Source organism: Nocardia sp. NPDC050408 (assembly GCF_044458905.1).
Taxonomy (GTDB): Bacteria; Actinomycetota; Actinomycetes; order Mycobacteriales; family Mycobacteriaceae; genus Nocardia.
Genome location: NZ_JBITIL010000001.1, coordinates 110611 through 125912, shown reverse-complemented (window position 1 = coordinate 125912; position 15302 = coordinate 110611). Strand labels below are relative to the sequence as shown.

General features: G+C 65.6%; 15 protein-coding genes. 7 read left to right on the top strand and 8 right to left on the bottom strand.

What is annotated here, in order from left to right; genetic code table 11:
• Positions 1–52: 52 nt before the first annotated feature.
• From ACIBJI_RS00635 to ACIBJI_RS00625, 3 genes are all read right to left on the bottom strand, one after another.
• Positions 53–958, bottom strand: a complete 906-nt coding sequence (locus tag ACIBJI_RS00635) for a carbohydrate ABC transporter permease (RefSeq protein WP_397082612.1) — start codon at positions 956–958, stop codon at positions 53–55.
• Complete coding sequence (locus ACIBJI_RS00630) at positions 955–1860, bottom strand: carbohydrate ABC transporter permease (RefSeq protein ID WP_397082610.1); 906 nt, start codon at positions 1858–1860, stop codon at positions 955–957. The genes ACIBJI_RS00635 and ACIBJI_RS00630 overlap by 4 nt, the downstream gene beginning before the upstream one ends.
• A gap of 82 nt (positions 1861–1942) precedes the next feature.
• Complete coding sequence (locus tag ACIBJI_RS00625; protein ID WP_364353484.1) at positions 1943–3193, bottom strand: extracellular solute-binding protein; 1251 nt, start codon at positions 3191–3193, stop codon at positions 1943–1945.
• Positions 3194–3386: 193 nt separating this feature from the next.
• Between ACIBJI_RS00625 and ACIBJI_RS00620 the strand changes: the two genes are divergently transcribed.
• The 7 genes from ACIBJI_RS00620 (at position 3387) to ACIBJI_RS00590 (ending at position 9871) form a co-directional block, all read left to right on the top strand.
• A complete protein-coding gene (locus ACIBJI_RS00620; protein ID WP_397082608.1) occupies positions 3387–4301 on the top strand; it encodes an SIS domain-containing protein in 915 nt (304 codons plus the stop codon).
• A gap of 30 nt (positions 4302–4331) precedes the next feature.
• Positions 4332–5279, top strand: a complete 948-nt coding sequence (locus tag ACIBJI_RS00615) for an ROK family protein (protein WP_364353490.1) — start codon at positions 4332–4334, stop codon at positions 5277–5279.
• On the top strand, positions 5276–5410 hold the full coding sequence (locus tag ACIBJI_RS00610) for a hypothetical protein (protein WP_364353493.1): 135 nt from the start codon (positions 5276–5278) through the stop codon (positions 5408–5410). The genes ACIBJI_RS00615 and ACIBJI_RS00610 overlap by 4 nt, the downstream gene beginning before the upstream one ends.
• Entirely contained in the window at positions 5407–6555 is a 1149-nt protein-coding gene (locus tag ACIBJI_RS00605; protein ID WP_364353496.1) for an amidohydrolase family protein, read from the top strand. The genes ACIBJI_RS00610 and ACIBJI_RS00605 overlap by 4 nt, the downstream gene beginning before the upstream one ends.
• On the top strand, positions 6552–7502 hold the full coding sequence (locus ACIBJI_RS00600) for a hexose kinase (protein ID WP_364353500.1): 951 nt from the start codon (positions 6552–6554) through the stop codon (positions 7500–7502). The genes ACIBJI_RS00605 and ACIBJI_RS00600 overlap by 4 nt, the downstream gene beginning before the upstream one ends.
• Positions 7499–8326 (top strand): class II fructose-bisphosphate aldolase, encoded by an 828-nt coding sequence (locus tag ACIBJI_RS00595; RefSeq protein ID WP_397082605.1) that lies wholly within the window; start codon positions 7499–7501, stop codon positions 8324–8326. Before ACIBJI_RS00600 ends, ACIBJI_RS00595 begins: the two co-directional genes overlap by 4 nt.
• 129 nt (positions 8327–8455) lie before the next feature.
• Positions 8456–9871, top strand: coding sequence for a glycosyltransferase 87 family protein (locus ACIBJI_RS00590; RefSeq protein ID WP_364353506.1), 1416 nt, complete (start codon positions 8456–8458; stop codon positions 9869–9871).
• A gap of 177 nt (positions 9872–10048) precedes the next feature.
• Here the strand turns inward: ACIBJI_RS00590 and ACIBJI_RS00585 are convergent, their stop codons facing one another.
• From ACIBJI_RS00585 to ACIBJI_RS00565, 5 genes are all read right to left on the bottom strand, one after another.
• Positions 10049–10405, bottom strand: coding sequence for a DUF3349 domain-containing protein (locus ACIBJI_RS00585; protein ID WP_364353509.1), 357 nt, complete (start codon positions 10403–10405; stop codon positions 10049–10051).
• Positions 10406–10418: 13 nt separating this feature from the next.
• Positions 10419–10700: a hypothetical protein gene (locus ACIBJI_RS00580; protein ID WP_364353512.1), complete on the bottom strand. Its 282-nt coding sequence runs from the start codon at positions 10698–10700 to the stop codon at positions 10419–10421.
• An 11-nt stretch (positions 10701–10711) separates the two neighbouring features.
• Positions 10712–11983, bottom strand: coding sequence for an inorganic phosphate transporter (locus tag ACIBJI_RS00575; RefSeq protein ID WP_364353515.1), 1272 nt, complete (start codon positions 11981–11983; stop codon positions 10712–10714).
• 90 nt (positions 11984–12073) lie between these two features.
• A complete protein-coding gene (locus ACIBJI_RS00570; RefSeq protein WP_397082603.1) occupies positions 12074–13330 on the bottom strand; it encodes a lipase family protein in 1257 nt (418 codons plus the stop codon).
• A 380-nt stretch (positions 13331–13710) separates the two neighbouring features.
• Positions 13711–15222: an ATP-dependent DNA ligase gene (locus tag ACIBJI_RS00565; RefSeq protein WP_364353521.1), complete on the bottom strand. Its 1512-nt coding sequence runs from the start codon at positions 15220–15222 to the stop codon at positions 13711–13713.
• Positions 15223–15302 lie beyond the last annotated feature (80 nt).

Below are 15302 nucleotides of genomic sequence, written 5' to 3'. Positions count from 1 at the left end.
TCGATGCTACCGGTCGGAAGCGCCTACCCCGGGCCACGGACATCGCAACGACTTACTTGACGCTGCCCGCGGTAAGCCCCGCGACCAGTCGCTTCTCGATGAACGCGAACAGGATGACCACCGGAACGATGCCAACAGTCGAGATCGCGAAGACGTACTGCCACGCCGTGTCGTACTGCCCGACGAACTTTGTCAGCGCCACCGAAAGCGGCTGATTCTCGGGGGTGGTCAGCACCACCAGGCTCGCCGCGAATTCGTTCCAGCAGGCCACCACAACGAAAATCGTCGCGGTGACAATGCCCGGCCAGACCAGCGGCAGACTCACCCGGATCAGGATCTGCCAGCGACCCAGACCGTCGAGCTGCGCGGCCTCCTCGATCTCCACCGGGATGGCGGCGAAGAAGCTGTGCAGAATCCACACCGCGAACGAGAGGTTGAATGCGGCGTTCACCAGGATCATGGCCAGCCAGGTGTCATTGATGCCGAGGGTGAAGAACTCTCGGATCAGGCCGGTGACCAATACCGTCGGCTGCAACATCTGGGTGACCAGCACCAGCGCGAGGAATATCGCGCGTCCCGGGAACTTGTGCCGCGCCGTGTAATATGCGGCCGGGATGGCCACGAAGAGCACCAGCAAAGTGGCGCAGACCGAGATGATGATCGTGCTCGCCAAGTTGTACGGCAGCGGCGTCTCCGGGGTATCCCACATGGTGGTGTAGTTGTCCGGATGCCAGGTCTCGGGCAGATATGTCGGCGGGATGCGCAGGATTTCGGCGCGGCTCTTCAGCGAGCCGAGCACCATCACCACGAACGGGGTCAGGAAGATGACGGCAAGCACCACCCCGACCGCGGTGAGTTCCCACCGCCGCCGCCGAGATCGGCCAGTCGGGGCCTCGGCAACCGTGGTGTCCGGCGGGATTTCCACACCTTCGATGTGAATGTCGGCCTGTGTCGTCATGCGTCCACCTGCTGAGTCGGCTTGATGACCTTCACATAGATCGCGATGATGACCACGATCAGCGCGAAGTTCAACACGCTCATGGCGGCAGCGGTATCGAGCTGTTGATTCTGTCGAATCAGCTTGAACGTCAATGTCGTTGTCGTATCCGCACCGAAGCCCGCGATGCTGCCGGTGATTACCTGCAGAATGGGCAGCGAGTTGAACACATTGATGATGTTGATGATCGTGGCCACCGCGATCGCCGGACGCAGTTGCGGCAGTGTGAGGTACCGATAGCGCTGCCACGCACGGGCGCCGTCCACCCGTCCCGCCTCATCGATCTCGGCCGGAATCGATTGCAGCCCAGCCAGAATCGTGTAGGTGGTGAACGGGATCGAGACGAAGACCGCGACACCGATCGCCACCAGGAAGGCTGGCGTCGGCTGCTTGGTGAAGCCGTAGCCGCGGTCCAGTAGCCCGATATCGACCAGGAACCGGTTGGCGATGCCGACATCGGGATCGAGCATGTAATAGAAGATGGTCGTCGTCATCACGACCGAGGCCGCCCACGGCACCAGAATCGCCATGCGCACCAGGGTGCGTCCCGGGAAATCCTTGTTCAGGAACTGCGCGAGCCCCGCCGAGAGCACCAGGGTGATCAGCACGACGCTGACCACCCAGACCACGGTATGCGCCAATACCGATCCCAATTCGCTGATATCGAAGAGGTTTCGGTAATTGGCCAGTCCGGCGGGACCGCGGTCCTGCCCGTAGGCGCTCAGGTCCCGGGTGCTGGTCCAGACCATATAGCCGACCGGGAACGCGACGATGGCCGCGATCAGCACCAGGGACGGCCCGATCCAGGGGACGGCCCGCAGTGTCGAATTCTTCCCCGCGAGTACCCGGGTAGCTCCGTTCAATTTGCGACCCTCCCGGGGCCCTCCCTGGTCACGCTGCGCTACCTCCTCCGGGCTCGTCGCTCGGGCCGCTGGGCGCCCCACGTTATTTCGCTGCTTCCTGAATCCGCTGCAACACCTGAGCCGGGTCCGCACCCTGCGCGATGGTGCCCATCTGCTGATGCATGGCACCCTGCGCGGCAGCCCAGTTCGGGTTATTGCTCGGGTAGAACTTGGCCACTGGCAGGGTCGCCGCGAAGGCCTTGGTCACCGGATCGTCGGCGAGCACCGCGGTGGCACTGGTGGTGATCGGGATGAAGTGCTCGTTCTTGACGAAGTTCGAGTACACATTCGCCGAGTAGAAGAAGTCGAGGAACTTCTTGATCGTCTCGGCCTTCTTGCCGTCCTTCTTGAAGGCCATCAGGTGATCGGCCACGCCGAGCGTGACCGGCGCACCGTCCTTGGTCGGTGTAGGCGCGGTGGCGTACTTCAGACCCGGATTCTTATCGGCGATCTGGGCGATGGTGGGCGGCAGGCCCTCGATCATCCCGATCTTGCCCTGGATGAAGGAATTGATGACGTCCTTGCGGTTTGTCGCACCCGGATTCGGCTGGGTGACACCGGCATCGAAGATCTCCCGCATGGCCTTGACCCCCTCCAGATTCTGCGGGGTATCCACGGTGATCTTGTCGCCATCGGACCAATTGCCGCCCGCACCGAAGGTCCACAGCGACGTCTCGGCCTGCGATTCCTCACTGCCCAGCGGCAAGCCGTAGCCGGAGACACCGCCGCCGAGCGCCTGGATCTTCTTGGCGGCATCGGTCAACTCGGCCCAGGTCTTGGGCGGCGTGCTCACCCCGGCCTTCGCGAAGAGATCGGTGTTATAGAACAGGGTGCGGGTGGAGGCGAACAGCGGCATCGCATACTGCGTGCCGTTCAGCGAGGCGTTCTTGGCGAAGCCGGGCTGCACGTCGGACAGCACATTCGGGGAAACGACCTCGGAGACCGGATAGAGCATGCCGTCCCCGGCGAAGCTGGCGTAGGCGTCGATATTCAGCAGATCCGGGGTGGTGGACTTGGACTGCAGTTTGGTCTTCACCACATCGTTGATCGACTCCCAGGACTCCATCTGCAGATTGACCTTGTAGTCCGGGTTCTGCTTCTGGAAGTCGTCGATGATGTGGTCCCATAGCGCCTTCGTGCCATTGGCACCGTCGCTGTAGGTGGGAGCAAGGAAGTTGATCGTCTTGTCGGAATCGGCCGAATCCTTGGAGCCGAAACCACAGGACGTGACGGCGAGCGCGAGGCCGGTGACCAGCGCGATCCCCGCGAGGACACCGTGGAGGGGTCTTTTCACGAGCTGAACCTTTCAAATTTTCACTCCGGGCGCTACCGCACCGCCGATGATGGAGCGAACGAATCGACTGTGCTGGCCCTTTCGAGCGACCTGCATGCAGTCGCTACGGATAGGCTAGACCCAAGAATGATCATATGTGACTGATTCGCTCGTAAATTTGACATGAACGATCATTCGGGGCGATTCTGTTGTGGTGCCGATCTCCGCTCGCCCCACCCCCGTGACTCATCTGGCCGCCGAAGTCGCCACCCAGCCCGACGACTGGGTCCGCGCCGAGACCACCGCCGCCGAACACCGCGCCATACTGCCCCAACCGGGCGAGCGCGTCGCCGTTATCGGTTGCGGCACCTCGCTGTTCATGTCCCGTGCCATCGCGGCACTGCGCGAGAGTTCGGGCCAGGGCATAACCGATGCCTGGCCCGCGAGCGAGGTCCGCGCCGGTCGCGATTACGACCGCTACCTCGTCATCTGCCGCTCCGGCACTACCACCGAGGTGGTCGATGCGATGCGGGCGATACCGACCCGGATTCCGCGCACGGTCATCTGCAGCAGTCCGGGCACCCCGGTGCTCGACCTGGGCGATCCGATTCTGATCGACGAGGTCGACGAGCAATCGGTGGTGCAGACCCGCTTCGCCACCACCGCGCTGGCGATCCTGCGCTGGCATCTGGGCGCGGATCTGCGTCCGGCCATCGAACAGGCCAGGGCCGTACTCGCCGAAGCCCCGGCGACAGCACTGGCCGACGTGCGTCGTGCCGAGCAGATCAGCTTCGTCGGGATGGGTTTCGCGGCCGCTATCGCTGAGGAGGCGGGGCTCAAGCTGCGCGAATCCTGCCAGTCGTGGACCGAGTCGTATCTGCAGACCGAATACCGGCACGGCCCGATCAGCATCTCCACCCCCGGCCGCGCCGTGTGGGCGTTCGGGCCGCTCGTCCCCAATTTCGCGGAAGATGTGGCGGTCACCGGCGCGCACTTCGAACACCGCGATATCGATCCGATGGCCGATCTGGTCCGTGTGCACCAACTCTGCGTGCTGCGCGCCGCCGACCAAGGACTCGACCCGGACCATCCGCGCAACCTGAACCGTTCCGTCGTTCTGGATCGATGACCGGTCACTACCAGCAACTACTGTGCGGATATGGGAACGGAACAGCCCCCGGTCACGGCCTTGACCGATGATCTGCTGGTGCTCGGCCTCGATGTCGGCGGCACCACGATGAAGGGCGAGGTCACCGACGCCGCGGGCATGGTGCTCGCCGCGGGTGTGGTGGCCACGCCCCAGGGCGAGGCGGCCTTCGAAACCATCGGGGCACTCGGCGACCAGTTGCTCGCCGAGTTGACCGATGACCAGCGCGATCGCGTCGCACGCGCGGCGGTACTGCTGCCGGGCATTGTCGATCCGGTCCGTTCTATCGCGGTATTCAGTAGCAATGTCGGTTGGCGTGATGTGCACATCGGTGATCGGTTCACCGGTCGCTGGGGTATGCCGGTGCTGATCGAGCACGATGTCGCGGTGGCGGGCTGGGCCGAATGGCGGTTCGGCGCCGGGCGCGGTCACGATGACGTCTGCGTGGTCATTCTGGGCACCGGTATCAGCGGCACCCTTTCCGTCGGTGGCCGTTTGATGCGCAGCGCCTATGGACAGACCGGCGAATACGGCCATATCCCGGTTCGGCATGCGGACGGATTGCGCTGTCCATGCGGCAATATCGGCTGCGTGGAGACCGTGGCATCGGGTGCGTCCATCGCCCGGGCCTATGCGAAACGCACGGGACACGAAACAGCGAGCGCAGCCGATGTTTTCGCAATACTGGATACCGATTCCGACGCCAAAGCCGTCGTCGACGAAGCGATCAGCGCACTCGCCGACGGACTGCTCGGCCTCATCCACGCGGCCTGCCCCGAACTGATCATTCTCGGCGGCGGCTTGGCCGGGGCCGGAGCCGCACTCACCGAGCCCCTGCACCACACCATCGCCGAACGCCTGCGCGTGGTGCCCGCACCGAGAGTGGTGCTCGGCGAGTTCGGTGCCCGCGCGGGGCTCATGGGTGCGGCCCTGTTCGCCAGACAGGGAGCGCTCACGTGACTCGCGTCGAGACGGGTGCGCGTCCAGCGCGTCGGCTGCGGCGCATCCAGCCGATGGTTTCGCTCGCACGCTGCGAAACGCGCGTCGCCGATATGGCGCTGGCCCGAGCCCATACGAGGGTGCCCGCATGAGTCTCGACATTCGCGGCCGGATCGTATCGGCGACATCCGAATTCGACGACGGCGTCGTGTCCGTACGCGCAGGCCGGATCGATCGGGTGCAGTCACTCGCGGACTGGATTGCCGCACATCCGGATTCGACCGTGCCGCCGTTTTCCGGCACTGTACTGCCCGGCCTCGTCGATATTCACAACCACGGCGGCTTCGGCCACCGCTTCGACACCGTCGACGGCGACGAAGCCCGCGCGGCCGCCGAATTTCATCACAAGCACGGCTCCACCACCGTGCTGGCCACCGTTGTCACCGGCGCCCCGGCCGATATGATCGCGCAAGTCGCCACGCTGCGTACGCTTGCCGCGGACGGCACCATCGCCGGAATCCATGCCGAGGGACCATTTCTGGCCGCCGCACGGTGCGGTGCACAGGATCCCCGATATCTGCGCGACCCCGATCTGGAGCTGACCGAACGCCTGCTCGCCGCCGCCGACGGCCATCTGCGGGTCATGACGATCGCCCCAGAGCTGCCCGGATTCGACGAGGTAGCCCAACGTCTTTCCGACAGCGACGTGGTGGTGTCGCTCGGCCACAGCGATACCGATTTCACCCGGTTCCGACAGGCCCTGCGACCCAATGGGTTCGGCAATCTGGTCACGCACTTGGCGAATGGAATGCCGCCACTGCATCACCGAACGCCGGGCCCGGTGGCCGCCGCACTCGTCGCCGCGGCGCAGCGCCAGGTCGTCGTCGAGCTGATCGGCGATGGAGTACACGTCGACTCCGGTTTCGGCGCATTGGTTTTCGCGACCGCACCCGGACAGGTCGCGCTGATCACCGATGCGATGCAGGCCGCGGGGATGCCCGACGGCGAATATCAGCTCGGTCCGCAGGTTGTCCACGTCGCCGATGGCGTGGCCCGGATATCCAATGGATCCATCGCGGGCGGCACCGCACACCTCCTGCGCTGCCTCGCATGGGCGGTCCGAGAATGCGGTGTGCCGTTGCGCGAGGCCGTGATTGCCGCCACTTCGGTACCGGCCGCGGCAGCGGGACTGACCGATGTGGGCGACTTCAGGACCGACCATTTCGCCGACCTGCTGATAGTCGATGACAATCTACAGTTGCGCCGGGTGCTCAGACGTGGACAGTTGTTGACGTGATCCTCACCGTGACAATGAATCCCGCCTACGACATGACCTACCGGGTAGAGCATTTCGAGCGCGGCCAGGCCCATCGGGTCCGTTCGGTCGAACAGCGCATCGGCGGCAAGGGCATCAATGTGACACGGGTGCTCAATCAGATCGGAAAATACGCTAGGGCGACGGGTTTCTCCGACCATGCCTTCGCGGCCGCAGCCGAGCTGGAGATGCCGGTCGACTTCGTGCACGCACTGCCCTGGGTTCGGCGCACTGTGGTGATCAGCGAATCCGGTGACGGAACCGCGACCGCACTGTGGGAACCGGGCGCGCGGGTCTCGAATCCACATGCTGCCGACCAACTCTCGGTTCGCGTGGCAGGCATGCTGCCCGATATCAACGGCCTGGTCATCTCCGGATCACTGCCGGGCGGTATCGCCCACAGCCTGCCCGCCGAAATCGCGCGCACCGCCATCGCCGCCGGTGTCCCGACCATCTGCGATGTCGACGGCGAGGCATTGCGCCTGGCCGCGCAGGTCCCCGGCATCGTGCTGATGCCGAATACCGAAGAGCTGGAACGGCTCACCGGACGCGTACCGGTGACCCCGGACGAAGTCGTCACGGCCGCATTGCCGCTCATCGAACGTGGGGTGCGCGCTGTCATCGCCACCCGCGGCGCCGAGGGCATGGTCGTGGTCACCGCCGATGGCGCGTGGTCAGCGGTGCTGCCCGAAGCGCTCGCCGGAAATCCCACCGGCGCGGGCGATTCCGCGACTGCCGCGGTGATCGCGGCACTGTCGGATGCGAAGGACACCCCGGACTGGCCCGCTGTGCTGGTCGACGCCGTAGCCACCTCGGCCGCCGCGGTCGTCATCCCCGTCGCCGGTGAAATCGACCGCCGCGTACGCACCCAGATCGCACCGACGGTGATCGTCGAACGACTAGCCACCCCGCAGGAGACCTCCCCATGACATCGAGACCCGTAGCGGACCTGATCGCGGCCGCCCGCCCGGGCGGACTCGGCGCCTTCAATGTGATCACCATCGAACATGCCGAGGCCATCGCCGCAGCCGCCGAGACGGCGAAACGGCCGGTGCTGCTCCAACTTTCGCAGAATACGGTGCACTACCACGGCACTCTTGCCCCGATCGCGTCGGCCTGCTTGCGAATTGCCGCTGACAGCAGCGCGGATATCGCCGTACACCTGGACCATGCCACCTCGTTCGAACTCGTCCGCACCGCGGTCGACCTCGGCATCGGCTCGGTCATGTTCGACGGTTCAAACCTCGATTACACCGAAAATGTCGCCGCCACCGCCGATATCGTCCGCTGGTGCCACGACCGCGATGTCTTCGTCGAGGCCGAACTCGGCGAGGTGGGCGGTAAGGATGGTGCGCACGCCCCTGGTGTTCGGACCGATCCGGATGAGGCCGTCGAATTCGTCGCGACGACCGGCGTGGACGCCCTCGCCGTGGCCGTCGGCTCCTCGCACGCCATGCAAAGCCGCACGGCCGAACTCGATAACGACCTGATTGCCCGACTAGCCGCGAAAGTTCCCGTCCCCCTTGTACTGCACGGATCCTCCGGCGTCCCCGATGCGGGTCTGAGTGCCGCCGTCGCGCACGGAATGACCAAAATCAATATCGCCACCAGGCTGAATGTCCTTGCCACCGAAGCGATCCGGACGGCGCTCGCGGACAATCCCACCATTGCCGATCCGCGCAGGTACCTGCGGCCCGCCCGCGATGCGATCCGGTCCGAGGTGGAACATCTGCTGCGGGTGCTGGCCCGGTAGCTCGCACCGACCCCGGAAAATTATGGGCAGCCGACGGTGAACAGCGATGATACGATGGATTGCCTTTAGTTTAGCTAAGGATTTGCTGTCCGCTCGAGCTGTATCACCTGATGAAGGAATAACAACTCCATGGCTGTCATCCTGCAAACAGGAGAACAGCGCGCTGCCGGTGTGGGGACGCAGCCCAAGGTCTCGCACAAATCAACGCTCAGTGCCGCAATAGTATTCGCCTCCCTGTCCATCGGCGCCTGGCTGCTATTTCTGCGGCCCAACTGGCAGATGTACTGGCACCAAGTCGATCTCCAGGTCTATATGTGGGGCGGTGCGGCCGCGGCGACTCATCCCGCACTGCTGTACGACGGCCGCGGACCGCTCGGCCTGCCCTTCCTGTATCCCGTCTTCGCCGCGTGGATCTGTGCCGAACTGTCGCGATTCCCGATCAACTACATCGGGACCGGCGTCACGGTGCTCACCATGGTGTCACTGTTCGTGAGCGTCTGGAGCGCCGCCAGACTTCAGCGAATCCGCCGTGGAACCGGTTTGCTGGCATTGAGCATCGCCGTCACCGGCGCCGCGATCTGGTTGGAACCTGTCCAGCAGACGTTCCGGTTCGGTCAGCTCAGCGCGATCCTCATGGCCTTGGTCCTGGCGGATCTCGCCATGCCCGAGCAGAGCCGATATCGGGGCATCCTCATCGGCATCGCGACCGGACTGAAGCTGACCCCGGCGGTCTTCATCGTCTATCTGCTCATCACCCGCCAGTTCCGGGCCGCCGCGACGGCCGCCGCGACCTTCGGCGCCACGGTGGCGATCGGCTTCTGGTACCGGCCGACCCAAGCGCTGCAGTTCTGGACCACGACCACGACCTCGCAGAACCGCATCGGCTTCGCCTATGTGCAGAATCAGTCGATCAACGGCATGTTCGGCCGCCTGGAATGGTCGACCTGGAACGACACCACATCCTCGTTCGTCTGCGCCGGACTGCTCGCGCTGGCCGGAATGGCGGCGGCGCGGATCGCCCACTTGCGCGGTGACGAATTGTTGGGCGCACTGCTCGCGGCCACGGTAATGCTGCTGGTCTCGCCGATTTCCTGGACCCACTACTGGGTGTGGATCGCCCCCGCCCTGTTGTGGGTAATCCATGTGCTGCGCCACCGTCCGCTCGCCGTCCGGATCGCCGTACCCACGCTCATCTATCTGTTCGTATTCGCCTGGCCGCTGCGGTCCGACCGGTTCGGCGCATGGGATCCGGAGCTGCCGCTGCTGCCGCAGGGGCTGATCTGGCAGGTACCGCAGACCGAGGGCCGCGAATTCCGTTGGACACTATGGCAATTCCTGCTCGGTGATTCGTATACCCTGCTCGCCACCATCGCGCTGATCGCCGCGATCGTCTGGCTGATTCCGCTCCGGCCGACCGCTGCGCAGCTGCCCGACGAGGAGTTCGCGGACCGGCGGCGCGAGCGAGGGGTGGGCGCCGCCGGTCGGCGGGAAGACGGTCCGAGCAGTGAACCGCCGGGGTCGAGCGAATTGGAAGCCGTGGGGTAAGGCCCCATTGCTGGAAGCCGCTTCTCGTTCGCCGACACCGATCATCCTGCTCCGATCACCTCGAGAATGCCGGCAATCCAGCTGTGAATCGTCTGGGAACCGATCAGACCGCGCTGCCGCCGGACGGCTAGGCCAGCCGCTGCCGCTCGCACCCGACGGAACTCGATCGGCCGTGCGCTAGCCGGCCGTTGGATCGGCAGATTCGGGATCGGTCAGTGGGGTCGCCAACGGCCAGCCGCCCGCCGCCAGATGTGAAGCGACCCTGGCGATATCGTGCGCGTCCGGCTGCTCCTTCGCCATCCGCGCGATCGCCGCCTCGATATCGGCGTGGCTGATCTCGCTGTCCGGATTGGAGTCAACCAACTCCTCGGCGATCGCCACCACCTCGTAATCGGTCAGATGGCGGTGCAGCACCGCGAACAGGGCCACATAGTCCGACCGCGGAATCCCCTGTGGATAACCGGCGCGCAACCAGCCGATCACCCGGCCGAGCAGATTCGGCCGGACCTGAGCGGATTTCGCTGGATCAGTCACGATTTCGCCCTCCTCATGCTCCGAACAGATGAATACCGAATTGAGCGGCCAGGAAGGCCTTCGCGGTGTACAGAATTCCGGTGACAATCGCGGCCAGGATCAACGCGAAGCAGGCGTAGGCCCCAACCAGTGCCGGGTAATTGCGCTGGGCGGCGCCACCTTCCGCGGGCACAGTATCGGCGACCGACCAGAGCCGCACCCCGACGGCGAAGACGATCGGCAGTCCGGCGCCGAGCAGCAGACCCGCGACGGTCACCTTCCATAGCGCGTTCAGATTCGTGACGAGTGTGTGCACGATGTGACTCCTCAGACCTGGGCCGAACGACTATTGGGTCCCGGCGCGGGCGCATTAGGTCCCGGCGCGGGCGATCCGTCGGGCGGCGCGAGCCCGTCCTCTGCGACCGGCGCGGTGTTCTTCGCAACCTCGGCGTCGGAGTCCGGCGTGTCGCCCGGCCACTCATTGACATTGGTGGTGTCCACCGGATCCCGCCGCGACCGCAGATACATCACCAACGACAGCGCGATCAGCAGCGCGAATACCACCAGCACACCGGGCAATCCGCCGATGAAATGCGCGATGGCCCAGCAGAGCGCACCGGCCACACCTGCCAGCGGCAGCGTCAACAGCCAGGCGACCGTCATCCGGCCCATCACACCCCAGCGCACCTCCACCCCCTTGCCGAGCCCGGTGCCGAGAATGGATCCGGTCGCGGTCTGTGTGGTCGAGAGCGGAAGCCCGAAATGGGCCGAGGTGAGGATGATGGCGGCGGAAGAGGATTCGGCGGTCAGCCCCTGCGGTGAGTCGATCTCGACCAGGCCCTTGCCGAGGGTGCGGATGATCCGCCAGCCGCCGAGGTAGGTGCCCGCGGCGATGGCGACGGCACAGGCCGCCATTACCCACAGCGGCATTTCGTCGTTCTTGGTCAAGGTGCCGTGCGCGACCAGTGCCAGGAAGATCACGCCCATGGTCTTCTGCGCGTCATTGGTGCCGTGCGCCAACGAGACCAGCGACGCCGACCCGATCTGGCCCCAGCGGAAGCCCTCGTTCACTTTGTCGGGATCGGCCCGACCGGTAATCCGGTAGACGCCCCAGGTGCCGATGGCGGAGACCAGTGCGGCCACGATCGGCGCGAGCAGGGCGGGCAACACGATCTTGGTCAGCACGCCGTCCGCGCCGTGCGCCCAGATCACCCCGCCCCAACCGAGTGCGGCGATGGTGGCGCCGATCAGGCCGCCGAACAATGCGTGCGAGGAACTCGACGGCAGGCCGAACAGCCAGGTCAGCAGATTCCACAGAATGCCGCCGACCAGACCAGCGAACACGATGATGAGCAGCGCCTCGCCCTGCACGGCGTCGAGCCGGACGATGCCCTTGGCCACCGTCGCGGCGACCGCGACCGACAGGAATGCGCCGAGCAGATTCAGGACCGCGGATACCGCGACGGCGATCCGTGGCCGCAGTGCGCCGGTGGCGATCGAGGTCGCCATGGCATTGGCGGTGTCGTGGAAGCCGTTGGTGAAATCGAATGCGAGTGCCGTGACGATGACGATAAGGAGTACCAAGAGGTCCGCGGTCACCCCTCCAGTGTGCGGCACTCGCGATCCGGATTGCCATGCGGTTGCCGCTTGTCGGGACGCATTTCCGATCGGTTACCGTGAATCTGCGCTCTACCTGTTGATCTTCGAGCAGCCGACCGGAGCGGGCGCACCCGCGAAGCGTTGATCGATCCAGGAATCGGCGGCCCGAGCCCCGACATTGCCGACGATCAGATGCTCGCCGGGGTAGGCCTCGAAGCGCACCGGAACCCCCAACCGGCACCAGTCGTCGTAGAGGTGCTCGGCCCCGGCGAATGGCAGCCAGAACTCGTTGATGCCGTGATACAGGAAGACCGGCACTCGCGGTGCGGCGGTGCCGAGGCGGTTCTCGGCCAGGATCTCCCTGATCATCGGCAGCTTCGTCGGGTGCGGCACGTCGGTGAGTGTTTCCGCGGGTATCGGCGCGAGCGCACCGAGCAACGCGGCGTCCAGAAAGCAGAGATCCTTCGCGAAATGCGATAGCCGCCAACCGTTGTCGTTGAACAGCGCCATCATCTCCGGATACTCCCTGGCCAGCCCGAGGGTTGCGGCCAGGAAAACACCGGTGGCGGCATTGGCGCCGTTCATCGTGTCGATCAGCATGCCGAAGTCGGCGGGCACGCCACCGACCACCGCACCGACGAGATTCAGCTCGCCCGCGTATGCCGGTGCGAGTTGCGCCGCCCAGCCCGAGGCGATGGCACCGCCGGAGTACCCGGACACGATAGTGGGCGCATCGGGCGAGAGCCCCAACTCGGGCGTCTGTACGGCGGCGCGTATCGCGTCCAGCACGGCATGTCCGGCCATGCGACCAGCCGCATATGCCTGTCGCGGGCCCTGGTGATCGGGCACGATCACCGCGTAGTTCTTCGACAGCGGCACCTGCACCGAGCGGAGACCGGCCGCTAGCCCCATCTTGAGCTGCTGCGACGGCGCACAGAGGTTGCCGAGTGAATCGATCGGCACATTGTCGGCGACGAGCGGGCGGGGTCCCGAACCCTGCCACGGTGTCGATGGCACGAGCAAGGTGGCCACCACCGGCACCGGACGGTCCTTCGCATCGGTCGATCGGATCAGCAGTTCAGTGGCGGTGACCGGCGTCGGCTCCAACCCGATATCGACGACACGGGCCGCGACCACCGCGCCCGGACGTAGGTTTTCGAAACCCCGCGGCGGTGTGTAGAACGGGTCATCCAGCGGGGTAGGCATGACCGAGGCGGGATCACGCGCGGGATGCAGGAAATCGGCCGTCGGATTCGGGTCCGCCGCAGCCGTTCCCGGCGCCGCCATACCGACCGCCGCTACCACCCCGATACAGGTCACCGCACCGAGCAACGCCACCTTCCGCATCGGCCGACCGATGGGCGACCCCGTCTCTCGTTTTCGTGCTGTACCGAGCAACGCCGAGTCCCCGTTTCCGCGCGTGTACCGGACTGAACCGGAGCCAGTCTGGCCTATGACCAGCTCGAACACCGGGAACCGGACGGCACGGTCGGCATAACAATTCTGTTGGCGGCGGACACTCGACCGAACAACCATCGGTGCCCCGCCCAGAGAGATTGCTTCGCTATCAGCTCCGGCTGCGCGCCGAGCGCAGTCGAAACGCCGCTCGTCGCGCCGTCCGACACCACGTTTCGACTGCGCTCGACGCGATGGTGCTCGGCAGCCGCACAATCCGCCCGAGTTCGGATCGGCAACTCGGGGGGCGGGCGGCTACGGGGCCGACTCGTTCATGGCAGCAGCGCGCGAACCGTTTCGATGGTGTCGACATCGGCGGCGGATTTATCCGGTCGATAGCGCACGACCCGGGCGAAGCGCAATGCGACGCCGCCCGGATAGCGCGAACTCACCTGGACACCGTCGAGGGCGATCTCCACCACGAGTTCCGGCCAGAGGTAGACGGTGTGCTCGTCGCGGGCGCGCTCGTGCCGCGGGAATTCCGCGGTCTGCCACTGCAGTAGCGCATCGGTGAGGCCCTTGAAGGTCTTGCCTACCATTACCGGATCCCCGGTTTCCGGATCGCGCGCGCCGAGGTGCAGATTCGACAGATATCCGGTGCGCCGGCCGTAACCCCATTCCGCGCCGAGCACCAGTAGGTCGAGGGTGTGCGTCGGCTTGATCTTCTGCCAGGACCGGCCGCGGCGGCCCGCGGCATACGGTGCGATCAACGACTTGACCATCACGCCCTCGTGTCCGGCGGCCAGCGCGCCGTCGAAGTACTCCGCGGCCGCCTCGGCGTCGGGTCGGATAAGGGCCGGGATGCTGTGCGCGGCCGCCACACTGGTCAGCGCCGTGCGGCGCTTGTGCAGTGGGGCGTCGAGCAGATCCTCGCCGTTGAGATGCAGACAGTCGAAGAAGTACGGGTGCAGCAGCAAGTCCCTGGTCGAGCTGATCTCGGCGAAGCGGCTCATCGTCTCCTGGAACGGACGCGGCCGTCCGGAATCGTTGAGCGCCAACGTTTCTCCGTCCAGCACCACACTCGTGCAGTCGAGCTTGGCGACCAGATCGACCAGTTCCGGCACACCGGCGGTGATATCGCGCAGCGTCCTGGTGAATACCCACACCCGCGACCCCTCGCGGTGCACCTGGATGCGCGCGCCGTCCAGTTTGTGTTCGACACTTACCTCTTCGCCGAATTCGGTCATTGCCTCGTCCAGCGTCGCACCGGGCGAGGCGAGCATGGGCTGGATCGGGCGGCCGACCTCGAGCCGGAATTCGCTCAGCGCCTCGGCCCCGCCGGTCAGCGCGGCGACAGCCGTGACCGGCAGCTGGCCGGACAGCATGTACGCCCGCCGGACCAGCTCGATCGGCACGGCGGCGGCCACCGCGACAGCCTCGGCGACGATCGCGGTGAGCGCACCCTGACGCAACTCGCCGCCGAGCAGGCGCATCAGGAAGGCCTGCTGGTCGGCGGTCGCGGCGGTCCACAATCCGCGCAGCAATTCCCTGCGCCGGTTCGTGGAGCCGGGGCCGGAGGTGGTGGCCAATTCGCTGAGCATGTTATCCACCGACGAAACCGTCAGCGTCGCAAGCTCACTCGGCTCGCATTCGAGTGCGGTCAAGGTGCGCCAGCCGGTGCCGATGCGCCCCTGCCGTAGTTCGCCGGAAACCCACGCGACCACCGGCTCCAGCTCATCCGGGGCGGCCGCGGACAATAGCGCGGCCAGGGTCGCGATCTTCGTCTTCCGAGACCGGGTCGCCCGGACGGTCTCCGAGGCCTGCACGACATCCGAGAACAGCATCACTCGACGGTAACCGGCCCCTGTGACATATCGCTCAGCTCTGCTGCTAATTACCCATTGGCAGGTTTGCGAATTCGCCC